Raw genomic sequence first — 22,892 nt, 5'->3', positions numbered from 1 at the left:
AGCCCGCCGGTGCTGGTGACCACCATCACAGACATCCGCAATTTGCGCTAGACTCCTTTGGTCTGACCACTGTGGCCTGACCATACCTTGCCCCTCAAAGCGGAGGAACCCCGTGGAGTCGTTCATTCCCAGCACTGATCCGGTGCTCAACAGTGTTGCCGTGTCGGCACTGGTAGCCCTTGTGCCGCTGCTGACCTTCTTTGTGCTGCTTGCTTACGTAAAGGTCAAGGCGCATGTAGCGGGCGGGGTGGCCCTGCTGGTGGCGCTCGCCGTTGCCGTCTTCGCTTTTGAGATGCCGGCGGGCCTGGCCGTACTGTCCGCCACCCAGGGCGCCGTCTTTGGAGCCTTTCCGGTGCTGTGGATTGTCATCATGGCCATCTGGCTCTACCAGATCACCGTCCTGAGCGGCCGGTTCGAGGACCTGCGCCGGGTCTTTGATGTCATTGGCGGCGGGGACGTACGCGTGCAGGCCATCCTGGTGGCGTTCTGCTTCGGCGGCCTCCTGGAGGCGCTGGCCGGCTTCGGCGCACCCGTGGCCATCACGGCCACGATGCTCGTGGCGCTGGGCATCAAGCCGCTCAAGGCCGCAGCCGCCGTGCTCGTGGCCAACACCGCACCGGTTGCCTTCGGGGCCATGGCCATTCCGATCACCACCGCAGCCTCCCTGACCGGACTCGATGCCGGCCACATCGGCGCAGTTGTTGGGCGGCAGGCACCGGTGCTGGCCGTCGTCGTGCCGCTGATCCTGGTCTTCATCCTCGACGGCCGCCGCGGTGTCCGGGACACCTGGCCCGCCGCCGTGATCACCGGTGTTGCCTTCGCCGTTGCACAGGTGCTCTGCTCCACCTTCTTCTCTTACGAACTCACCGACATCGTGGCTGCACTGGCAGGTCTGGGTGCCGCCGTCGTCTTCCTGAAGTTCTGGCAGCCCCGCGGCCTGGAAGCCGCCCGCGAGCGCATGGGCCTGCCGGCCCTCGCCGTCGGCTCCGCTTCCGTCAACGCCGGCGGTTCCGGAAACCGCAGCCGCAGCGCCGCAGCCGTCAAGGACGGGGACTCGCTGACCCGTTCGCGCACCCTGCTGGCCCTCTTCCCGTATTTCCTGGTGATCCTGATCTTCGGCATCGCCAAGCTGTGGAAGTGGGGCGCGGACATTCCCGCTTTCCTGGCCTCCACGGACATCAAGGTGCCCTGGCCCTGGCTGCACGACCGCCTGCTCAGTGACGCCGGTGAGCCCGTCTCCTCCACCATTTACACCTTTAACTGGCTCTCCAGCCCGGGCACGCTGCTGCTGATCACGGGGCTTATTGTGTGTGCGGTCTACGCAAAGTACGACGACGGCGGCCGCTACTCCATGACCGTGGGCAACGGCGTGACCGAGATCTTCCGGACCATCTGGAACATGCGCTGGGCCGGCCTGACCATCCTCTCCGTACTCTCCCTGGCCTACGTCATGAACTTCTCCGGACAGACCGTGTCCATCGGCACCTGGCTCGCCGGAACCGGGGCATTCTTTGCCTTCCTCTCCCCCGTGCTGGGGTGGATCGGCACTGCCGTCACCGGCTCGGACACCTCGGCCAACGCCCTGTTTGCCCGGCTGCAGCAGACCGCCGGGCTTGAGGCCGGCATCGATCCGAACCTCCTCGTGGCGGCCAACACCACCGGCGGCGTGGTGGGCAAGCTGATCAGCCCGCAGAACCTCGCCATTGCGGTCACCGCCGTGAAACTGGACGGTCAGGAATCGGTGCTGCTGCGCAAGGTGGTGGGCTGGAGCGTTGGCCTGCTGCTGGTGCTGTGCACCCTGGTCTACCTGCAGTCCACGCCGATCCTGGGGTGGATGCTGCCGTAGCCGGACTTCCTGTTTCGGGAAGCAGCTGCAGCAGGCTGCGGATGCAGCACAAGTGCGGGGCCGGAGCTTCTCCGGCCCCGCACTTTGCTGTCCGGCTACCGGAAGTCATGAGGGTCGTTTTCCGGTTCCGGCACATGGCAGGATGGAGCGGTGACAGATCAACCGCGGCGCAGTTATGACCTGCTGCTGGAAAACATTGAAGCCGACCTCCGGTCCGGCGCCATCTCCCTCGGTGACCAGCTGCCCGGCGAACGGACACTTGCCGAGACGTACGGCATCTCCCGGGCCTCCGTGCGGGAGGGCATCCGCATCCTGGATGCCATGGGTGTGCTGCGTTCCTCCTCGGGCTCAGGACCCAAATCCGGAGCGATCATCATCTCCGAGCCGTCGGCCGGACTTTCCTCCGCACTGCGCCTGCACATGGCAAGCAGCAGGCTTCCGGTAGCCGATATTGTCCAGACCCGGATTCTGCTTGAAACCTGGGCTGCAGCAGCGGGCGCCGCCCAACCGCCGTCGGACGCTGCGGACACCGCCCTGGCGAGCGCCGCCGCACTCCTGGAAGCCATGGACGCACCGGGCATTGAGCGCGAGGCCTACCACCTGCTGGACGCACAGTTCCATGTGGTGCTCAGCTCCCTGGCCGGCAACGCGGTCATTGAAACCATGATGGCCTCCCTCAGCGGCGCGATCAGCGGATATGTGCAGAAAGCCGTGGACAGCATGGATGACTGGCCCGCCGTCATGACACAGCTCCAGCACCACCACCACGGAATCTATGACGCCGTGGCCGCCCGGCGCGGAGACGACGCCGCCAAACTTCTGCGCGAGCACATCCAGTGGTTCTATCTGCAGATTCCGCGGGAAGAGAAGGACGGCTCCTCGTAACATCCGGCCCTGCCCTGCCCCGGCGGCTACTCGAGTATCCCTGCCGACTGCCGAGGACGGACCGCGGCTGTGGCCTGACCAACTTTCCTCCGGACGTGTTCCCGCCTACATTTGAAGGCGGGAGCACCGTCGTTCCCTCTGGATGGTTGGATCAGGATTAGATGAGCGTTCAAACAGCAGTTCCGACAGCGGCGTCCTTTCTGGCGCTTGGCACACAGGACATCAGCACCCGGGACATCGACCGCCGCAAAATGGCCCACGATGCCTCGCACTACCTGCTGATTCCGGAAGCGGTGGCCACGCCCCGCACGGCAGACGACGTCGGCTCCCTCCTGCGCCGCAGCCGTGAACTAGGGATTCCGGCCACCTTCCGCTCCGGCGGCACCTCCCTGTCCGGCCAAAGCCAGAGCGACAGCCTGCTGATTAACACCCGCCAGCATTTCCGCGGCATCGAGGTGCTCGACGGCGGTGCCCGGGTCCGGGTGCAGCCGGGCGCCACGGTGCGGGCGGTCAACTCCCGGCTGGCAGCCCACGGGCGCAAACTTGGCCCCGACCCGGCATCGGAAATCGCCTGCACCATTGGCGGCGTCGTCGCCAACAATTCCTCGGGCATGGCGTGCGGCACGGAATTCAACACCTACCAGACCATCGAGTCCATGGTGATGGTGCTGCCCTCGGGCACCGTGATCGACACTGCCGCCCCCGACGCCGAGACCAAGCTGCGGACCCTGGAACCGGAACTTTTCGAAGGTTTGCTGCGGCTGCGCGGACGCATTGTGGCCAACCCGCACTCCGTGGCCACCATCGAGCGGCTGTTCTCCATGAAGAACACCATGGGCTACGGCCTGAACGCGTTCCTGGACTACGAAAGTCCGGTGGACATCCTGACCCACCTCATGGTCGGCAGCGAGGGAACCCTCGGCTTCGTGGCCGAAGCAACCTTCCGCACCATTCCGGCGCTGCCCAAGGTGGCCACCGGGCTGATGTTCTTCGACTCGCTGGACCGTGCCGCCACCGCCCTTCCCGAGCTGGTGGCCTCCGGACTGGCCACTATTGAACTGATGGACTCGACGTCGCTGCGCGTGGCCGCGGCAGATCCCGCCGCTCCGCCGGAACTGCGGAATCTGGACATCGTCTCCCACGCCGCTCTGCTGGTGGAGCACCAGGGACGCACCGCGGAAGAGCTGGCCGATAAGCGCGAAGCCTCGCGGGGCCTTTTTGAATCGCTGGCGCTGGCGGCTCCGTTTGCCATGACGGACAACGCCAAGGACCGCGCTGCCATGTGGCACCTGCGCAAGGGCCTTTACACCACTGTGGCCGGCGCCCGTCCTTCGGGCACCAACGCCCTGCTGGAGGACATTGTGGTTCCGGTGCCGTCACTGGCTTCCACCTGCAAGGAACTGTCACGGCTCTTCGCCGAGCACCGCTACCAGGACTCGGTCATCTTCGGCCACGCCAAGGACGGCAACATCCACTTCATGCTCAACGAGCGCTTCGATGATCCGGTGGAACTGGCCCGCTACCAGGCGTTTACCGAGGAGATGGTGGACCTGGTGCTGGACAACGGCGGCTCGCTGAAGGCCGAGCACGGCACCGGCCGGATCATGGCCCCCTTTGTCCGCCGGCAGTACGGCGACGAGCTGTATGAGGTCATGTGCGAGCTGAAGGCCCTGGTTGATGCACCGAACCTGCTCAACCCCGGCGTCATCATCAACGATGACCCGGCGTCCTACATCGCGGACCTCAAGGTGGCCCCCACGGTTGAAGCCGAGGTGGACCGCTGCGTGGAGTGCGGCTACTGCGAGCCGGTCTGCCCCAGCAAGGACCTCACCACCACGCCGCGCCAGCGCATTGTGCTGCGCCGGGAAATCGCTGCCGCCGAAGCCCGCGGGGACGCTGTCCTGGCCAAGGAACTGCGCAAGGACTATGAGTACGACGGCGTCCAGACGTGCGCTGCGGACGGCATGTGCGTCACGGCGTGCCCGGTGCTGATTAATACCGGCGACCTGGTGCGCCGGCTGCGCAGGGAAAACGCCAATGCAGTTGCCGATGCCGGATGGAAGACCGCCGCGGAGCACTGGTCCACTGTCACGGTGGCCGGCGGCAAGGCGCTGAGCCTGGCCAACGCCATGCCGGCGCTGCTGCCCAAGGCTGCCACCGCCGTCGCCCGAGCCGTGGCCGGCACCGAAAACGTTCCCGCCTATGAAACCGTGCTGCCCGCCGGCGGCACCAAACGCACACCGCGGGAGGACCCGGCCGCCGTGGCCGTCTACTTCCCGGCCTGCATCGGCACCATGTTCGGTCCGGCCGGCAAAGGGGAGGGCGTCTCCGCGGCCTTCCTGGAGCTGTGCGGGCGCGCGGACATCGGGGTGCGGATTCCGGCGGGCATCGAAGACCTGTGCTGCGGCACGCCCTGGAAGTCCAAGGGCTACGGCAAGGGCTATGCGGTCATGACCGAACGCGTGCTCGCGAACCTGTGGGAAGCCACCGGCGGCGGCGCGCTGCCTGTGGTCTGCGACGCGGCGTCCTGCACCGAGGGCCTGGACACCATGAAACGGCTGGCCGGGGAAAGCCCGGACTATCCCGGGCTGCAGTTCATCGATTCGGTGGACTTCGTCCGGGACACCGTCCTGCCGCAGCTGGCCGTGACCCGGAAGCTGCCCTCAATGGCCCTGCACCCCACGTGTTCCTCCACCCAGCTCGGGGCCAACGATGCCCTGCAGGCGATTGCCCAGGCTGCGGCGGAGGAAGTGTTTGTGCCGCCAAGCTGGGGCTGCTGCGCCTTTGCGGGTGACCGCGGGCTGCTGCATCCGGAGCTGACGGCTTCAGCCACAGACAAGCAGGCGGCGGAAATCAACGAACGCGAGTTCGCTGCCTATGCCTCCGTGAACCGGACCTGTGAAATCGGCATGTCCAAGGCCACCGGCCACACCTACCGGCATGTGCTGGAGTACCTGGCCGAAGCCACGCGGTAGGTCGCGCATTCGTTGTCGCTCAGGGATGCTGGGACTCCGACGGCAGCGTGGGCGGAATCTCGGGGAGCTCCTGCAGCGACCACTGGTTGCCGTCCGGATCGCTGAAATACACGAAGGTCCCCCAATCCAGCGGGGTGATGTCGCTGGCGGCCACGCCATGGTCCACCAGATGCTGCCGTGCATCCGCTGCGCTGGGAACCACCACCTGGATCCGCTGCGTACCGGGGACCATGTCCGTGGTCCCCGGGCCGATGACCACGGAACAGGCCGAGCCCGGCGGCGTCAGCTGCACGAAGCGCAGCTCCGCATTCACGCGCTCATCGAAGTCCGCATTGAAACCGAGCTGGTCCACGTAGAACGCTTTGGATGCGTCTACGTCGGACACCGGTACGGGTACAAGTTCGATCTTCCAGTCCATGCCTTTCACGCTAGGACCGGTTTGTCCGGCGGAGAATCCCTCCGCGGCCAACTACGGTCCGCAAGAGCCGCGAACATGTGCTGCGCCCCTCCGGCGGACGAAAACGACACGGGGGCAAACATCAGGGTGCTGAGGAATAAACCCCGTTGCGGGCCTTGTTGACGCCTACATGACTGATACGACGGAAACCTCACCCGCCCTGTCCCCCACCATCGACCTCAAGGACCTCGGCACCGTACACCGCCTGGGCTTCGGCGCCATGCGGATTGTGGGACCCGGCGTCTGGGGCGAACCTGAGAGCCGGGGCACCGCCGTCGACGTGGTGCGCCGCGCGGTCGAGCTGGGCGTTGACTTCATCGACACCGCCGACTCCTACGGCCCGAACATCAGCGAAGAGATCATCGCCGAGGCGCTCTACCCCTACCCGGACGGCGTGCGGATTGCCACCAAGGTCGGCTTTGTCCGCACCGGGCCGGACGTCTGGGTCCCGGTGGGCCGCCCGGAGTACCTGCGCCAGCAGGCCGAGCTGTCGCTGCGCAAGCTCAAGGTCGACTCCCTTGACCTGCTGCAGCTGCACCGCATTGACCCGAAGGTGGACCGTGACGAGCAGTTTGCCGTGCTGCGCGACCTGCAGCAGGAGGGCAAGGTCAAGGCCCTGGGCCTGTCCCAGGTCTCCGTCGAGGATCTGGAAGCCGCCGCCAGGTTCTTCACCGTCTCCACTGTGCAGAACCGCTACAACCTCACCGACCGTTCCTCCGAGGATGTCCTGAAGTATTCCGAGGACAACGGCATCGGCTTCATCCCGTGGGCACCGATTTCCGCCGGAGAGCTGGCAAAGCAGGGCGGCCCCGTTGATGAGGCAGCCAAGCGCCTCGGTGCCAGCACCTCGCAGGTTGCCCTGGCGTGGCTCCTGCGCCGGTCCCCGGTCATGATGCCCATCCCCGGCACCGGTTCCATCGCCCACCTCGAAGACAACCTGGGTGCCGCCAACATCGCACTCGACGACGCCACCTTCGCGGAGCTCGACGCCGCCGGCGCCGCCGCAGCCGTCAAGTAAACAGACTTTCCCCACTGTTCCGCATTTCCGCCAAGCAAAGGAGCCACAACGCATGGCTAACATTCTGATGGTCGTATCAGCCGCCGATTCCCTCACCATGAAAGACGGCAGCGAACACCCCACCGGCTACTGGGCCGAAGAGCTCGTGGAGTCCCACCGCGTGCTGCGCGAAGCCGGGCACACCGTCCGCATCGCCACCCCGGGCGGCACCAAGCCGACGGTCGACCAGGTGTCCCTGGCACCCGAGTCCGCCGGCAGCCCGGAGAAGGCCGCCGCCTTCACCCAGTACATCTCCTTCATCGACGCCGAGCTTTCCTCGCCGCTGGTGCTCTCCGACGCTGACATCTCCGAGTACGACGCCGTCGTCATGCCGGGCGGGCACGGCCCCATGGCGGATCTGGCCTTCGACAAGGACCTGGGACGGATCCTCATTGCAGCCGACAACGACGGAAAGATCATCGCTCCGTTCTGTCACGGCCCGGCAGGTTTGCTGAGCGCCGAGACCGAGAACGGCGACTTCGTCTTTGCCGGCCGCAAGCTCACCGTCTTCACGGACGAAGAAGAGCTGGGCGGCGGCACCGGAGAAAACACTCCGTGGTTCTGCGAGGACGTGCTGCGCAACAAGGGCGCCGTCGTGGAGTCCGGCCCGGCCTGGACCAGCCATGTGGTCCGCGACCGGAACCTGATTTCCGGCCAGAACCCCCAGTCCAGCGAAGACGTGGCCAAGGCCGTGCTCTCCGCCCTGGCTGAGTAGAACCATGACGGTCCTGATCGCCGGCTGCGGTGATCTGGGCACGGAAGCCGGCCTGCGGTTCGCCGCGGCCGGCTTTTCCGTGCTCGGATGGCGCCGCTCCCCCGAGAAGATTCCCGCCCCGATCACGGGCCGGGCCGCCGACCTGACCGGTTCCAGCGGTGAGCTGCCGCGCATTCCTGCGGACACCGACGTCGTCGTCATTGCCGTGGCCGCCGGCCGGCGCAGCGAGGACGCGTACCGCGCCGCCTATGTGGACGGCACCGCCAACGTCCTGGACGCACTGGAACGCGACGGCGTGCACCCGCAGCGGATCCTGTTCGTGTCCTCCACAGCCGTGTATGGCGATGCCGGAGGTGCCTGGGTGGACGAGAACACTCCGGCGGCACCGCCGTCCGCCACCGGCGCCGTGATCCTCGAGGCCGAGGAGCTGCTGCACTCGCGCCGGCCGGACGCCGTCGTGCTCCGGCTGTCCGGAATCTACGGACCGGGCCGCACCCGGCTGATCGATTCCGTCACGGCCGGCACCGCCGCGGTTCCGGCCGCCCCGCAGCTGACCAACCGTATCCACCGCGACGACGCTGCGGCGGCGATTGTGCATCTGATGACCCGGGACCCGGCACCTGAGCCGCTGTATGTGGGCGTTGACGATGAGCCGGCGGACCTGGCCGACGTGCTGCGGTTTCTGGCCACGGAACTTGGACGGGACCTGCCGGCTGCTTCGGGTCCCGGCGGGTCGAGCCGCGGCGGAGACCGGTTGCTTTCCAACGCCCGGCTGCGGGGCACCGGCTTCGAGTTCGCCTATCCCACGTTCCGCGAAGGCTACCGTGCGGTGCTCGCCGGGTACGGCGTCCGCCACCCCTAACGCTTTAACGCGTCAGTCCGGCACCTGCCACCTTTGGAAGCGCGGGAGGTGCCGGACTGGGCATATCAGCGGCGAAGTCGTTAGTTGCCCGCTTTCACCGCCAGAACCGGGCACTCAGCCTGCAGGAGGATGCGCTGGGCGGTGCTGCCCATGATCAGCTTGCCCACGGGAGTGCGCCGGCGCATGCCGATGACTATGAGCTCGACGCTCCGGTCCTCCGCAGCGGTGAGAATCTCCGCCGCTGCATCGTTGCCCCGCAGTTCCTGCTCCAGCTCATACTTGACGCCGCTTTGGTCCAGGCGCTGCCGGAGGTCCCGGACACTCTCAGGTTGCAGGTACCGCTCATCCACCAGGGCGTCGCCGCGGGAGGTGTTTAGGATCAGCAGCGGCGTGTTTCGGAGCTTGGCTTCCTCCACTGCCCGGTTCAGGGCAGCGAGCCCCTCCGGGGTTTCTATGTATCCCACCAGTACGCTCATGCCTTGTCCTCTCCGCGCTCGTCGTCAGTAAAAGGCCGGGCGGTGCGCCGCCCTCGGGAAACCGGCGCTGTTGCCACTGCCCCGGATTCGTCTGACTGTCCGGCAGGGTCACGGGGTCCCACTGCGACGGCCCCCGTACTGTCCTCGGACAAGACAGGCAGCAGGGGTTTCGGGTGGCTGCGGTGCCACAGCTTCAAAACGAGCGGCCACACCAGGATCACCGCTGCAATCGCATAGACCACGACGGCGATCGGTTCGTTCCACAGTCCGGAGATGTCGCCGCCGGACAGCTGCAGCGATTTGCGCAGCTGGCCCTCGGCCCGCGGCCCAAGAATCAGCCCGATCACCAGCGGCAGGATCGGATACCCGAACCGGCGCATGGCAAAGCCCAGCAGGCCCAGCACCAGCAGGATCATCAGGTCAAACGCCTGCAGGTTCACCGCATACGCGCCCAGGGTGGCAAAGAAGAGAATGCCGGCGTACAGGTAGGGGCGCGGCAGCCGCAGCAGCTTTGCCCACATGGGTGCCAGCGGCAAGTTGATCAGCAGCAGCAGGGTATTGCCGATGAAGAGGCTCGCGATCAGGGCCCAGACGAGCTGAGGTTCACTCTCAAACAAGAGCGGTCCGGGCTGGATGCCGTACTGCACAAACGCGGCCAGCATGACAGCCGCCGTGGCGTTGGTCGGCAGGCCGAGGGCCAGCATGGGTGTCAGGGTTCCGGCTGCGGCTGCGTTGTTGGCCGCTTCCGGTCCGGCAACACCCTCAATAGCCCCATGGCCAAATTCCTCAGGGTGCTTAGAGAGCTTCTTTTCGGTGACGTAGGAAAGGAAGGTGGGGATCTCGGCTCCGCCTGCCGGCAGTGCTCCGAACGGGAAGCCAAAGGCGGTGCCGCGGAGCCAGGGCTTCCACGACCGTTTCCAGTCCTGCTTCCCCATCCAGGGCCGGCCGACGGGTATCACGTGCATGGCGGTCCGGCGCAGGTGCGCAGCGATCCACAGGGCTTCACCGACAGCGAAGATCGCCACTGCCACCACCACGATGTCGAGTCCGTCCACCAGCAGCGGCAAACCAAAGATCAGCCGCTGCTGGCCTGTGACCGGATCCATGCCCACCAGTCCAATGGCCAGGCCGAGGCCAAGTGAGGCAAAGCCCCGCAGCTTGGAGCTTCCCAGGACGGCAGTGACCGCCAGCAGCGCCAGCACCATGATTGCCAGATAGCTGGGCGCCCCGAGGCTGACGGCGAATTTGACCACCAGAGGTGCAAACGCCACCAGAAGCGCCGTGCCAATGGTGCCCGCAACAAAGGAGCCGATGGCGGCGGTGGCCAGCGCCTGTGCCGCCCGGCCGCTCTTGGCCATTTTGTGTCCTTCGATCGCCGTGATGACGGTCGAGGATTCACCCGGAGTGTTGAGCAGGATGGACGTGGTGGAACCGCCATACATGCCGCCGTAGTAGATGCCGGCGAACATGATGAAGGCGCTCGTGGGTTCCATGCCGTAGGTCACGGGCAGCAGCAGGGCCACGGCCATGGCCGGTCCGATGCCGGGCAGCACGCCAACAGCCGTTCCGAGGAGTACCCCGATGAACGCATACAGCAGGTTCATGGGGGTGGCTGCGGTCGCGAACCCGGACATCAGGAGATTGAAACTATCCATCAGAGCACCCCTTCCAGGACGCCGGCGGGGAGTTTGATGCCCAGGCCGAGGTAGAAACCGTAAAAGGTGAGCAGGGCGAGGACCAGTGACACTATGCCGTCACGCACATAGTGCCGGCTGCCCAGTGCCCAGACGCTGCTCCAGAAGAGCAGCGTGCCGGATATAACCCAGCCGAGGGTGTCGATGAGGAGAATATTCACAATGAACGCGGCAATCAGGGGAACAACCGTTCGCCAATCCGTGCCGTGCGTCAGATCGATATCCTCTCCACCCTCTACCTCGCCGTGGCCGCCTCTCAGAACCTGCACGGTGAGCAGGGCGGCGCAGACCAGCAGTAGACCGCCCACAATGTACGGCAGGGTTTTTGGGCCCACAGGATCCGAGTTTGAATAGGAGACATTCAGCGTTGAGGCGTCCCAGATGACAACAGCTCCGACCACTCCCAGCAGGAGGGCCATGCCCAGCTCGGAGCGGCCCTTGAGCCGGCTGATCTGTTGGCTCATGCCAACCCAAGCTTGGACAGCACGTCGGAGACCCGCTGGTCCTGCTCCGTGAGGAAGGAGGTGAATTCATCACCGGTGATGAACGCGTCGCTCCACCCGTTGGTGGTCAGCGCTTCCTGCCATTCCTCGGTGCCATGCATCTGCTCCAGTGCGGCAACCAGTTGCTCACGTTCAGCGTCGTCGATTCCGGGAGGCGCCACGATGCCGCGCCAGTTGCTGAAGACCAGATCAATGTCGGACTCCGTCAGTGTGGGAGCGTCCACGCCCTCGAGCCGCTCTTCGCCGCTCGTGGCCAGGACCCGGATCTCGCCGGTCTTGATCTGGTCGAGGTACTCACCGGCGCCGGAGGCCGCGAAGCCCAGCTTGTTGCCCAGGATCGCCGGGAGGAGATCGCCGCCGCCGTCGTAGGAAACGAAGTTCACCTCTGCCGGATTGATGCCAACGGTGTCAGCCAGCTGCATGGGAAGCAGGTGGTCGGGTCCGCCGGGCGAGGACCCTCCGCCCACCGCGATGGAGGACGGGTCCTTCTTCCAGGCCTGGACCAGATCATCAATGGTGTTATAGGGGGAATCCTTGGAAACCATGATGGCGCCGGGCTCTTCGATCAGGCGCGCCAACGGGGTGGTTTCGGTGAGTTTGGCTTCGGAGTCATTGGTGTAGCTGGCTCCCACAACCCCCAAACCCATGAGCATGGTGAGATCCGCGTTGCCCTTTTCATTGACCATGCGGGCCAGGCCCACGGTACCGCCGGCACCGGCAAGATTGAACACCTCGGTGCCCGTAGCGACGTCGGTCTCATCCATGACCTTGGCTGCCACCCGCGCCGTGGTGTCATAACCGCCGCCCGGGGAATTGGGAACGAGAATACGCAGGCCGGTTAACGCTTCCGCGGACGACGACGTGTCGGAGCCTTCTCCAGTCTCGGCACCGCCGGTGACTCCGCAGGCTGATGCCGCCAGTACGAGTCCGGTGGCGACTGCAGCCAGCCGCAAACCCTTCATTGGGCGCATTTGGTCCTCTTCTCATAGTGATGTGCAAGCCTCATCACGGTACGGATTTAATGTGAGTGCCGTCACTCTTGTGTTCTCTGAGTACGTTGTGTTCATTGTGTTCACGCAGATCCGGACCCGGCAGTGCGTGAGCGGTATAGTTTCTTCGCACCGGGCATCCGGACACAGAGGGAGGCCCGCCGCCAACGGTGGTCTATGGACCGGAGGACAATCTGTGCTGAAAAAGCACGAAGACGCGGCAAAGAAGCCGCACTGGAGGATGTCCCTGGCGTCCCAGTATCTGGGGCTCCAGTTCCTCATCGTCATCGCCGTCCTGGTTGCTGTTGTAGGCCTGTCGATTGCCCAGTCCGCTGCCTCTACACTGCGGGTGGAGTCCCGCAAAGCCCTGTCCGCCGCCGAGAGCCTGGCATCCATGCCTGCGGTACGGGCCCTTGTTCCCGGCGCTGAGCCAAAGATCGGTGCCGCCCTGCCCGCTGTTGCTGAATCCGTCCGCACCGTCTCCGGCGCGCAGTCAGTCATCCTGGCCACCCGGGACCTGCGAATTCTTACGTCCCCGGACCCGGCGCAGGTGGGAAACCCGCTGGATCTCGGCGCCAGCACTGTTCTGACCGGGCAGGCCTGGACTGGGCTGTCAATCATCGACGGTCAGTCCTACGCCTCCGCTCACGTGCCGGTCATGGATGACCACGGTGCCATCGTGGGGCTCGCCGCCGTGGGAATGGAGTACCCCTCAGCGTGGGAACGGCTGCGCACCGCCGCCCCAAACGCACTGATTTATTTCTTCTTGGCCGGGGTTCTGGGGACGGTGGGGTCCCTGCTGCTGGCCGCACGGGTCAAACGCCAGACGCTGGGCCTTGAACCGCAGGAAATCACGTCCCTGGTGGAGCACCGGGAAGCGATGCTTCACGGGGTGAAGGAAGGCGTGCTGGCCTTGGACACCCAGCACCGGATTACCTTGGCCAACGACGGCGCCCGGACCCTGTTGGGTTTGCCGCGGGATTCGGTGGGACGCACCCTGAAAGAGCTGGACATCGAACCGGTGCTGCATGATGTTCTCACCCAAAAACAGGATGAAGCTGACCGGCTGGTCCTGGTAAATGACCGTGTAGTGGTTTTCAACCGAAAACCCCTGACCTCCCGCGGGCGTGCCCTGGGGTCGGTCACTACGCTGCGCGATCGTACAGAGCTGTCCTCGCTGAAGGCGGAGCTGGGCACTACTAAGAGGATCACTGAAACCCTCCGCGCACAGACGCACGAGTTCGCGAACCAGCTGCACACCATTTCCGGACTGATCCAGCTGCACGAATATGACGACGTCGTGAAGTTCGTGAACGGGGTTAGTCACAGCAGAAGCAGCCTTCACCAGGGCATCACCTCCTGCATCGAGGACCCCACCCTGGCCGCGCTCCTCATCGCGAAAACCAGCCAGGCGGCTGAACGCGGAGTGGCGTTGCAGCTGGACCAGGACTCCCGGCTTGGACGCACCGGTGAAAGCCTCACCCGGGACCTCACCACCATCGTCGGAAATCTCGTGGACAACGCCATTGACGCAGCCGCCGGGCAGCAGGATTCCCGGGTCCGGGTGCGGATTCTGGAGGCTGAAGGGTCATTGGAGATCACAGTCAAAGACTCGGGGCCCGGGATCGACGCCGGCGTTGCAGACGAGATTTTCCGGCAGGGATTCACGACTAAAAGCGACACCACACTGGGCGGACGGGGCTTCGGGCTGGCACTCACCAGACTTGCCTGCCTGCGCCGTGGAGGTGACGTTCGGGTCTGGAATGAGGACGGTGCCGTCTTCTTCGCCCGCTTGCCCATGGAAGCACCGTCACTGGAGAAGGGAATAACCCATGATCAAAGTGCTCATCATCGACGATGACTTCATGGTCGCCAAAGTGCACGCCGGATTTGTCCAGCAGGCAGAGGGATTTCAAGCCGTCGGCGTCGCGCACACCGGGGCTGCTGCGCTGAATGAAGTGGTCAGGCTTCGTCCGGACCTGGTGCTGCTGGACATCCATCTGCCGGACATCAACGGCCTGGACCTGCTGCAGCGGCTCCGGGACGTTGCCCCGGAGCTCGATGTTCTCGTCATCAGTGCCGCCAGGGAAACGGACATGGTGCGGCGGGCACTGCGCGGCGGAATTGTCCACTATCTGATGAAGCCGTTTACGGGCGCAGATCTGCGCGAACGGCTAGAGCATTACCGGCTCACTTATCAGCCGCTGGTCTCAGGCATGCGGAATGTGACACAGACGGATATGGATCAGGTGTTCGGCAGCGGCCGGCCGCTCAAGGTGCCGCTGCCCAAGGGCTGCAGTGCGGAGACCCTGCGTTTGGTCGAAGCCGCATTGACGGACGCGAACGGGGATCTGTCCTCCACCGAAACTGCTGACATGCTGGGCATGTCCAGGGTAAGTACCCGCCGGTATCTGGAGTACCTGGCCGAGATTGGAAGCGTGGAGGTGAACCTGCGGTACGGGCCGGGGCGGCCGGAGCGCAGGTATCTTCTCCGGACGCTCTCCACTCGCTGAGCTGACCGAAGACTGGCGTTGTCTTGGCTCAGCCCTTCGGAATGGGCGGGCCGAGGATCAGGAGCACAATGAAGACCACGGCCACCAGCACCAACGTCACCAGGGCAGCTGCCACCGGACGGCGCAGCACCAGGGCGGCAACCTTGTCCACCGGGTTGGCGGGTTCCTCGCCGCCCGGCGCCATGCGCCAGCCGCCGTCCAAGAGGCCGCGGCGGTCCACGGAGCGTTCAAACGGAATGGTCGCCCAGGGAACGACGGCGAGCACCACGCCCAGGATGCCGGTGCGTGCCGGCCACTTCTGGTTGGCCCAGACAAAGAGGGTCACCGCGGCATAGGACAGGAACACGAATCCGTGCAGGCCACCTGCGATGGGGGTGAAGCTTTCATTGTCGAAGCCGTATTTGGCCACCAGGGCGGCGATGAGCAGGGTCCACGTCACAGCCTCCGCAAAGGCCAGGGAGGTGAAGAGTTTTCGGGGGGTCATGATGGTGCGCTTACCTTCCGCAGGGGTCTTGCCAACAGTATGTCAGCATCGCGCGGGCGGTGGCCAATCGCCGCCGGCGTCCCTCACCCCTGGGTTTGGGCCAGCAGTTCCTGCCGCCAGGCCTCGGTCTGAGCCAGGTCATTGAAAGTGAAAACATGGCCCAGCCCGAGTCCGGCGGACACCCTGACCAGCCACTGCCGGCTCACCGGCCCCGGCATGCCCACGTTGCCCCGCAGTTCCCCTGCATTCCGCCGGATGCCGGCACCCAGGCCAGGAGGGCGGGTGGGATCGAAACAAATCTGCGTCAGGATCCGCGTGGCATAGGGCACTTTATCCTGCAGGACCCGCCGTATCGCGTCGTCGATGAAGGAACCGTGGCCCCTCTGGATAACCGCCAATTCCCACATCCGTGAAGTGATGTCCCTGGTTTTTGAGTTCGCGCAGCAGGCTTCCGAAGTCAGGAGACTCTCCCGCCGCTTTCTCGACGTCGCCGGCGATGACAAAGATCTGGCCGATCGCGACATTCAGATCATGGCGGCGTTCACCAATGGCCCGGATCCCGGCCAGTCAGGACTGATATGTCAACTCCCGTGCCAGTTCGGGAAAGTGCTGCCGGTTCAACCAGATTTAGTGCACCCCGGTCCATGCCTAACCGCCGGAATACAAGATGCCCTGACGCAGCAGGAGTTTGGAGAACCGTTGCCGGGAAAGCCTCAGAAGGGAAAACCGGCCCCGTTACGCACCGGCAAACAATGAACACCAGTACAAGGGCCTCGGTCAGCTAGGTTTTGTCGTCTCCGCCCAGCAGCGCCTTCCAGCGCATCTTTTGCGGCTTTACGCGCCTGCGGCAAGGAGTCGGCCCAGCAGCCCTGCGTTGCCGAAGCCAGCTGTGTGGCTTCGCGTTGCTGCACTGCAACATTGAACTGCGGGTACTGCTCGCGCCGTTCAACAGCCTGGGCTCATCCAGGGGAGCCGTGGAAATCGGAAAGTAACCGGTGGCGTGCGCCAGGGGCTTGGGTCGCCGGCGAGGCTAGGAACTGCATGAACTGCCAGGAGGCTTCCTGCTCGCGTCGGAATGTCCCTCTCCGGAAACCCACAGCTAGTACATAAGCAGAAGGTCAGACTGTGGAGCAAAGTGCGGGAGGCGTCTGTGTCCCGCAAGTGCCGGAGGATGCCGGCACTTGCGGGGAGTCCGACGACGCTTCGATTGCGTGGCCGCCGCGGGCCCTTCGATAAAACACGTAGACCAACAATCCCGCTGCCCTTGTCTTGCCAAGGTCCTGCTTTCCTTCTCGATGACTCCATTCCGCCATCCCGACGGGCGCATTTAAATCAACATAGCGGCGCCCCAGCAATCGTTCTGCGGTCTCTGCCCGGTCAAGAAGTGCAGTGGGCTAATGCGATGACGACTAACGGAGGCCCAGCTTTCTCCAGATGGCGATCATAGAAAACAGGCTGACAATCGCAGCAAAGATGACCCAGAAGCTCGGCGCCATATCGTTCCCTGTCTTGTTGATTAGAAGTGTGGCAATCAACGGTGTGAAGCCACCAAATATGGTAACTCCAATATTGTAGCCAACAGCCATTCCAGTCGCCCGGGTATCCGCAGGGAATAGCGCTGCCATCACGGCACCCATTGGCCCGAAATAGCATGCCTTCAAAAGAGCCATAAAGAACACCACTACAAGCAGAACGCCCAACGCTGGAAATGTGACCATCAACGCAAACATAGGATAAATAAGAACCAACACTGCACCAGCAGCCGGTATCATTATTCTCAACTGTCCGACCTTATCGGAGAAGTGCCCTGAGAACGGCGTAACGCAAAGCAAAACGAAACCACCCAGTAGAGTCGCAATAAATCCACTGGAATCCGGAAGCCTCAGCGTTTCAATCGCATATGTAGGAATGTAGGTAATCATATAATTTAGACAGGTTGTAACTGCAAGCAAACCAATCGTGAATAAAACAGCCAGTTTTTGCTGGCGCATTATTGTGCGGATCGGCGTGATAGGAACATCACTCTTCATTCGAGTTATCGCTTCGGGAGTCTCGGGGACGTGTCGCCGAATGTAAATACCCGCTGGTCCTACCAACAGCCCCAGTAGAAATGGAACACGGAACGCCCATGACTCGATCTGCTCCGAACTCAGGGTGGTGGTCAAAATGGTTCCGACGCTAGCCGCCAGAAGTGAAGCCATGGCTTGACTGGTGAACTGCCAACTTGCCGCGAACCCACGCCGCCCAGGCAGATGCTCAACCATCATCGCTGTCGCGCTGCCGAACTCGCCACCGGCCGCGAATCCTTGAATGAGTCGAGCTACAAGGATCCCGATCGGTGCCAGAACCCCGATGGAAGCGTATGGCGGCATAATGCAGATCAGCAGCGTGCCGAGCACCATGAGAGCAAGAGATAGAGTCAGCGCAGGTTTGCGTCCTACGCGATCGGCATAGGACCCCAATACAAGGGCACCAAGTGGTCGAATCAGGAACGAAACTGCGAACGTCCCCAAGGCCAAAACTAGGGATAATGCCGCGTCTTCAGACGGAAAGAAAACCCTGGCAATATACACAGCAAAGAAACTATAAATGGCGATGTCATACCATTCCAGCGCATTGCCAACACATGCAGCCCCAATTATCTTAAATGAGCTGACTGGTTTAGCCACCGTTGCATTATTCGCCATGACTCTGCTCCTCCTGAAGGGACTTGGGCTCGGCATCGAGGTTAGGTTCATGCTCCCAGCTGGGCTCGTGACTCAACTCACTCAAGTCCCAAAATATTCCGGCCATTACTTGTACTGATTCACGCATCAATGGGACGAGATTATGTTCATTGGGTGCGTGCTGTAGGCAGCCTGGGTATGAATGTGGGATCCAAATAGTTGGTAGCTTCAGGATATGACTAAAGGCTTCATTGGGCAGCGAACCGGCGAGGTTCGGGAGTAGCACCGGAGTCTTGCCAGTCGTCTTTTGAATCGAATCGAGTGCCCACCCGACCCACTTATTCTCTGGGTTTAGCCTGGTTGCAGCCATCCCAAACTCAACATGAACATCCACCATCGTGAGCCCACGATCCGCAAAGTGTTTTCGCAAAATCTCACCTGTAGATTTCCAGTCTGTTCCCACGACGAATCGCAGCTGGCAGTGCGCGCGGGCAGAAGCGGGGATAGCGTTCACCGGACCTTCAGGATTACCTGAAGTCATTGCCAGAATCTCTATGGTGTTCCATCCGAAAAGGCGTTCGCTGGGACTCAAACCTGGCTCGCCCCAATCCTTGTCGATGGAAGGGCTCTGAGGTGAACTGTCAACAGATATGCCAGCAAGAGCTGACCGCACTGCGGCGGAAATCGGTGGCGGACGAAGTCCCTCGACAGTAATTTGTCCACATTTATCAACGAGTGTTGCCAGCGCGTTCGACAACACAATGGCAGGGTTGCTTAACACGCCGCCCCAGTTTCCGGAATGGTGACTCTCTTTCCGTGGATTAACGGTGAGCATAAAGTTCACCGCCCCTCTTGCACCCAAAAATATTGTGGGCTGCTCAGCTGAAATTCGTGGACCGTCCGAAGCGATAAAAACATCTGCAGAAATTTCATCTTTCAGCTGTTCACAGACTTCTGTGAGTCCCGGCGAGCCGAACTCTTCACCCATGTCCATCAGCAATGCAATGTTGTATCCCAGCGTCCCGTTCCGTGCTCTTATCACCTGATCGAGTGCCGCTAGATTAATAGTGTGTTGTCCCTTGTTATCTGCGGTCCCGCGCCCGTACCAGCGATCACCATCTGCATTGATCTGCCAGGGATCGTTTTCTGACTCCCAATCTGCGGCGTGGGCCAACTGCACGTCGCCGTGCCCATAAGTGAGCACCGTAAATGCTGCAGGATCCTCTTGGCGTTGAGCAAACAGGAAGGGATGACGCTCGGACACCGGGTTGTCAATGATTCTGAATGTGAATCCCATACGTTCTAGCTCTGGTGCGATTTCTTCCTCGAGATAGGCATACATTGTCGGCCCGCTCGTTGGATCTTGACTTTCAGTACGGTAGGCGATTCTCCGATTCAAGTCGGACTGAAGTTGCCCCGAATCGAAGTGTGCGATGGCTGACTTAATCGCTAGGGTGCGAGTCATTCTGTCTCCTGTGGATCGATTTGAGAAAGTTCACCCGGCCGAGCTCGCTATCTATCAGTTACCATTCGGGCATTTGTGTCCATAAGTTGACAGTGGTTTAGGACCACAGACAAGAGGAAATCAACTTGGAACCCGTAGAATTTTGGCCATGCAGGCGTTGCCGGAGCGGCAATGCCTAGATACCGTGTGCCCATGACTCTCTACGATCCGGCGCTCCGCTACTTCCTGGCGGTGTATGAAACGAGGTCCATAAACGGGGCAGCGCGACAGCTGTTTGTCTCCGCCTCAGCCGTTAGCCGTCAGATAAGTCGGCTAGAACGAGAGATCGGCTCTCCTCTTTTTCAGCGTTTGCCCTCAGGAGTAGCACCTACGCACGCTGGCAGGTCGTTCTCCGTGTTTGCCAGCCGTGTAATACGAGATGCAAGTCACTTGAAGGACGAAATTTTCGAACAGCAAAATGCCGAAGCCACAATAACGATGGCTGCATCCAATGGTGCCGGACACGACTTCCTGCCTCGTGTTGCAGCCCAGTATCGTGAACTTCATCCCACCGTTCGGTTTAGTCTCCATGTGACGGAGCAAGAGAGTGTCACCCAGATGGTCCGTGATGGATCAGTCGACGTGGGTGTTACGTTCAATCTGAAGATTGATCCCGGCGTCACGATTATGTACTCTCGCCGAGCTCCCCTCGTTGCTGTGGTAGACCGTGGACATCCGTTGAGGTCGGAGACAGTAGTGGCTCTGCATGATCTAGTCCCCTACCCGCTTGCACTCTTGTCACCCAGCACTACGAATCGTCGTCTCTTCGATCTCGCCAGCGCCTCCGAAAGCCGCACCCTTGAACCTGTCTTCGTATGCGACAACCCCGATGCGCTACTAAGCTTCCTCAGAGGAAGCGACGCGGTAACCCTGCTGGGTAAAATTACCGTCTTACGGAACATTGCGGATGGGGATGTCATCACCATTCAGCTAAAGGAGCAGGAGCTCGGGCAACGCAATCTGCAAGTACAAACTAAAGCTGGAAGAAACCTCCCAATAGCGTTAACGACATTTCTAGAATTTCTCATCTTTGCCCTCGAAGCGTCAGACATCTAACCCCATCAGACACCCCCAACTTTCGTGATGACTGTCTTACCCGGACGCTCAAGTGGAGTATGCGAAAACTCCGGAGAAGGACGCGTCTGTATTGCTGCTGGAACCCGTCAGTTGCGCAGGCTCCATCCTCGGTTTGATGGCGTCATCGGGTCTTTTGCGGCCAGCCGCTATCCCCCGTAGGTCAGCGGTTCCGTGATCCAGTCCAAATCCTTCCAACGATCCACCCGCTGCAGAATTCCGAAGCTGGAGCGGAAGAAGCCCTCCACCGCCTTTTGCGGGTCAGGCGCGGCAAAGGCATCCTCCAGCCGCAGGACAAACTCGTTCTCCTCAGGTAAAAACTGTGCCATAGACGGTTCCAGCAGGGATCCGTACGTGCCGATGTCCGCCAGGAACGGATAGGGCAATGCGTAGAACGACGGCGCTGTGTTCTTGGTGTCGCCGGGCCAGAAACCCACCTCGAAGAACTTCTCGTCGAAACCGTTCCTTCCAATCACATCCGTACCCGAATACGGTGCCGGCTGCCCGCTGAAGACGTTGCCGGAGAGGTCCATGGTGCCGAACCAGTACGCCGGCATGTCCACCTTCCCGCGCATCGGGGCGAGGAAGCCGGCCAGGCACCGGTAGGCGAACTGCAGGTTCGCCAGAAAAAGTTCCACAGCTTCCCGGTCATAGGAATGATGCTTGGCGTCCTGGTCAAAAGGAACGGGATCGTGGAACTCCTGCGGAGCCGTGTTTATCGGCGTGGGAGTGCCTACGACCTCCAGCGCCTCCATGAGCCGCCCGTGAAAGTCCGCGACGCTGAGCCCGTCCACCAGCGGTATTCGTACCCGCGCGCCCAGACTGTTCTGCACGTCCACGTGATGCTGCGCAAGGTTGAAGTAAATCTCAAAGTTGCAGGCATCCGCCGGAATGATGCCGGTGCCGATGCCCTGAATGGTGCAGTCCATCCGGACGTGCGCCCACTCCGGCCGTTTGTAGCTGCGCCCCAGCTTCACCTTTCCGGCCATCTGCAGGAACAGATGCAGGGTGTCGGCGGTGTCCTGCCATTCGGTGTAATTTCGAAATCTCTGATCCATGGGAGAAGCCTTCTCACGGTGGCGGAGCCAGCGGCCGGACCTGCCGCGCCGGGTTCCTCCCAGTGTGAAACGTGCCTGTTTCACGGTCAATGACCAGCGGGACGCTGGCTAGACTGAAATCCCAAACCCGACGGAGCACTGATGAATCCCGCCCCCGAAAACGCTGCCGTTCCCGCAGCCGTAATCGCCGACGTCGACACCGGAATGGACGATGCCCTGGCACTGGTGTTCCTGGCCCGCGACCCGCGCATCGACCTGCTGGCCGTGACCTGCGTGGCCGGCAACACCGATGTGGACCAGGTGGTCCGGAACACCTTGGACGTTCTGCATGCCGCCGGAGCCGGCAGCGTTCCCGTGGCCCGGGGTGCGGAGCGGCCGCTGCTCAACGAGCCCCGGAACGCCCACGCCTTCCACGGCACCAACGGATTGGGCGGACTCGAGCTTCCGCGAAGCCCTCACTCCCCCGCCGCCATGGCCGCCATCGAACTGCTGCACCGCACCGTTGAGGACTCTCCGGTTCCCGTCACGCTGCTGGCACTGGGGCCGTTAACCAACGTGGCGCTGTTCCTGCGGGCCTACCCCGCCACGGCCCGCAAACTGGACCGCATCGTGTTCATGGGCGGCTCGGCCGGCATCGGCAACGCAACCTCACATGCCGAGTTCAACGCCTGGCATGACCCCGAAGCCCTGGCCATGGTGATCCACAGCGGCATTCCCACCGTCATGTACGGCTTGGACGTGTTTGTCCAGGCGACGCTGGAACCCGCACAGTACCTTCCGCTCGCCCGGTCCAACGACGACGGCGTCCGTCTGGTCGGGGATATCCTCACCGTGGGTGGGCTCCGCGGCGGCGGAACCGACTCCAAGCCGGTAACCATCGGCGACGCCGGAGCTGCCTGCCTCGTTGCCGTTCCGCAGACGGTGGAGCTGCTGCGGTATCCGGTACGGGTGGAACTCTCCGGGCACAGCCGCGGCCAGACACTGGTGGACCGGCGGCTGCAGCCGGGAGAAAGTGAGCACCACGGCGACGCCGGTCCCGTACCGGTCATCGAGGTGGCCCTCGGCCTGGATCACCCGCTCATGGTGCAAGCCTTTCTGGACACCGTGCAGCTGCGGGCCGAACGGCAGCACTAA

At 62.8% G+C, this 22,892-nt stretch carries 21 protein-coding genes and 1 pseudogene; 12 read left to right on the top strand and 10 right to left on the bottom strand.

The genetic code is table 11. The features are described from left to right. Positions 1–112: 112 nt before the first annotated feature. The 3 genes from CXQ89_RS13150 (at position 113) to CXQ89_RS13140 (ending at position 5,706) form a co-directional block, all read left to right on the top strand. Positions 113–1,846 carry an L-lactate permease gene (locus tag CXQ89_RS13150; protein WP_104161593.1) on the top strand — a complete coding sequence of 578 codons (1,734 nt, stop codon included), beginning with the start codon at positions 113–115 and terminating at the stop codon, positions 1,844–1,846. 150 nt (positions 1,847–1,996) lie between these two features. Then, a complete protein-coding gene (locus tag CXQ89_RS13145; RefSeq protein ID WP_104161592.1) occupies positions 1,997–2,731 on the top strand; it encodes a FadR/GntR family transcriptional regulator in 735 nt (244 codons plus the stop codon). A gap of 161 nt (positions 2,732–2,892) precedes the next feature. Then, the gene (locus CXQ89_RS13140) at positions 2,893–5,706 is read left to right on the top strand and encodes an FAD-binding and (Fe-S)-binding domain-containing protein (RefSeq protein ID WP_104161591.1); all 2,814 of its coding nucleotides are present in this window, start codon (positions 2,893–2,895) and stop codon (positions 5,704–5,706) included. 19 nt (positions 5,707–5,725) lie between these two features. Here the strand turns inward: CXQ89_RS13140 and CXQ89_RS13135 are convergent, their stop codons facing one another. Further along, complete coding sequence (locus CXQ89_RS13135; protein ID WP_181032343.1) at positions 5,726–6,124, bottom strand: VOC family protein; 399 nt, start codon at positions 6,122–6,124, stop codon at positions 5,726–5,728. Between the two features lie 169 nt (positions 6,125–6,293). Between CXQ89_RS13135 and CXQ89_RS13130 the strand changes: the two genes are divergently transcribed. The 3 genes from CXQ89_RS13130 to CXQ89_RS13120 are packed head-to-tail and all read left to right on the top strand — an operon-like array spanning position 6,294 to position 8,797. Further along, positions 6,294–7,181, top strand: coding sequence for an aldo/keto reductase (locus CXQ89_RS13130; protein ID WP_104161589.1), 888 nt, complete (start codon positions 6,294–6,296; stop codon positions 7,179–7,181). Between the two features lie 52 nt (positions 7,182–7,233). Then, the gene (locus tag CXQ89_RS13125; RefSeq protein WP_104161588.1) at positions 7,234–7,935 is read left to right on the top strand and encodes a type 1 glutamine amidotransferase domain-containing protein; all 702 of its coding nucleotides are present in this window, start codon (positions 7,234–7,236) and stop codon (positions 7,933–7,935) included. A 4-nt stretch (positions 7,936–7,939) separates the two neighbouring features. After that, on the top strand, positions 7,940–8,797 hold the full coding sequence (locus CXQ89_RS13120; protein ID WP_104161587.1) for an SDR family oxidoreductase: 858 nt from the start codon (positions 7,940–7,942) through the stop codon (positions 8,795–8,797). An 80-nt stretch (positions 8,798–8,877) separates the two neighbouring features. On the opposite strand, the gene CXQ89_RS13115 is transcribed toward CXQ89_RS13120, so the two are convergent. Genes CXQ89_RS13115 through CXQ89_RS13100 form a run of 4 tightly spaced genes read right to left on the bottom strand, consistent with a single transcriptional unit; the run spans position 8,878 to position 12,441 of the window. Further along, positions 8,878–9,273, bottom strand: a complete 396-nt coding sequence (locus tag CXQ89_RS13115; protein WP_104161586.1) for a universal stress protein — start codon at positions 9,271–9,273, stop codon at positions 8,878–8,880. Next, the gene (locus CXQ89_RS13110; RefSeq protein WP_104161585.1) at positions 9,270–10,928 is read right to left on the bottom strand and encodes a tripartite tricarboxylate transporter permease; all 1,659 of its coding nucleotides are present in this window, start codon (positions 10,926–10,928) and stop codon (positions 9,270–9,272) included. Before CXQ89_RS13110 ends, CXQ89_RS13115 begins: the two co-directional genes overlap by 4 nt. After that, positions 10,928–11,431, bottom strand: coding sequence for a tripartite tricarboxylate transporter TctB family protein (locus tag CXQ89_RS13105; protein ID WP_104161584.1), 504 nt, complete (start codon positions 11,429–11,431; stop codon positions 10,928–10,930). The genes CXQ89_RS13110 and CXQ89_RS13105 overlap by 1 nt, the downstream gene beginning before the upstream one ends. Then, positions 11,428–12,441: a tripartite tricarboxylate transporter substrate binding protein gene (locus CXQ89_RS13100; protein ID WP_104161583.1), complete on the bottom strand. Its 1,014-nt coding sequence runs from the start codon at positions 12,439–12,441 to the stop codon at positions 11,428–11,430. The genes CXQ89_RS13105 and CXQ89_RS13100 overlap by 4 nt, the downstream gene beginning before the upstream one ends. 259 nt (positions 12,442–12,700) lie before the next feature. On the opposite strand from CXQ89_RS13100, the gene CXQ89_RS13095 reads away from it, so the two are divergent. Together CXQ89_RS13095 and CXQ89_RS13090 are read left to right on the top strand one after the other, a co-directional pair. Further along, positions 12,701–14,320 carry a sensor histidine kinase gene (locus CXQ89_RS13095; RefSeq protein WP_104161900.1) on the top strand — a complete coding sequence of 540 codons (1,620 nt, stop codon included), beginning with the start codon at positions 12,701–12,703 and terminating at the stop codon, positions 14,318–14,320. Then, positions 14,292–14,972, top strand: a complete 681-nt coding sequence (locus tag CXQ89_RS13090; protein WP_104055042.1) for a response regulator — start codon at positions 14,292–14,294, stop codon at positions 14,970–14,972. The genes CXQ89_RS13095 and CXQ89_RS13090 overlap by 29 nt, the downstream gene beginning before the upstream one ends. Positions 14,973–15,000: 28 nt before the next feature. Here CXQ89_RS13090 and CXQ89_RS13085 read toward each other — a convergent pair whose 3' ends face one another. Both CXQ89_RS13085 and CXQ89_RS13080 read right to left on the bottom strand, forming a co-directional pair. Continuing rightward, a complete protein-coding gene (locus tag CXQ89_RS13085) occupies positions 15,001–15,456 on the bottom strand; it encodes a DUF3817 domain-containing protein (RefSeq protein WP_104055041.1) in 456 nt (151 codons plus the stop codon). A gap of 83 nt (positions 15,457–15,539) precedes the next feature. Further along, positions 15,540–15,854, bottom strand: coding sequence for a hypothetical protein (locus tag CXQ89_RS13080; RefSeq protein ID WP_146067255.1), 315 nt, complete (start codon positions 15,852–15,854; stop codon positions 15,540–15,542). 19 nt (positions 15,855–15,873) lie between these two features. On the opposite strand from CXQ89_RS13080, the gene CXQ89_RS18370 reads away from it, so the two are divergent. Continuing rightward, entirely contained in the window at positions 15,874–16,212 is a 339-nt protein-coding gene (locus CXQ89_RS18370; RefSeq protein ID WP_181032342.1) for a hypothetical protein, read from the top strand. 653 nt (positions 16,213–16,865) lie between these two features. Here CXQ89_RS18370 and CXQ89_RS13070 read toward each other — a convergent pair. Further along, the gene (locus CXQ89_RS13070) at positions 16,866–18,143 is read right to left on the bottom strand and encodes an MFS transporter (protein ID WP_219815612.1); all 1,278 of its coding nucleotides are present in this window, start codon (positions 18,141–18,143) and stop codon (positions 16,866–16,868) included. Continuing rightward, entirely contained in the window at positions 18,133–19,587 is a 1,455-nt protein-coding gene (locus CXQ89_RS13065) for a M20 family metallopeptidase (RefSeq protein WP_104161580.1), read from the bottom strand. The genes CXQ89_RS13070 and CXQ89_RS13065 overlap by 11 nt, the downstream gene beginning before the upstream one ends. A 171-nt stretch (positions 19,588–19,758) precedes the next feature. On the opposite strand from CXQ89_RS13065, the pseudogene CXQ89_RS19125 reads away from it, so the two are divergent. Both CXQ89_RS19125 and CXQ89_RS13060 read left to right on the top strand, forming a co-directional pair. After that, a pseudogene (locus tag CXQ89_RS19125) lies at positions 19,759–19,959 on the top strand (LysR family transcriptional regulator); the annotation flags it as partial. Between the two features lie 57 nt (positions 19,960–20,016). Continuing rightward, positions 20,017–20,682, top strand: a complete 666-nt coding sequence (locus CXQ89_RS13060) for a LysR substrate-binding domain-containing protein (protein WP_258060090.1) — start codon at positions 20,017–20,019, stop codon at positions 20,680–20,682. 167 nt (positions 20,683–20,849) lie between these two features. On the opposite strand, the gene CXQ89_RS13055 is transcribed toward CXQ89_RS13060, so the two are convergent. Beyond that, positions 20,850–21,758, bottom strand: a complete 909-nt coding sequence (locus CXQ89_RS13055; protein ID WP_104161578.1) for a DUF5996 family protein — start codon at positions 21,756–21,758, stop codon at positions 20,850–20,852. Positions 21,759–21,899: 141 nt separating this feature from the next. On the opposite strand from CXQ89_RS13055, the gene CXQ89_RS13050 reads away from it, so the two are divergent. Next, on the top strand, positions 21,900–22,892 hold the full coding sequence (locus CXQ89_RS13050) for a nucleoside hydrolase (protein WP_104161577.1): 993 nt from the start codon (positions 21,900–21,902) through the stop codon (positions 22,890–22,892).

This window comes from Arthrobacter sp. ZGTC212 (genome assembly GCF_002929255.1).
Taxonomy (GTDB): Bacteria; Actinomycetota; Actinomycetes; order Actinomycetales; family Micrococcaceae; genus Arthrobacter_B; species Arthrobacter_B sunyaminii.
This window is presented reverse-complemented; position numbering and strand designations above follow the sequence as displayed.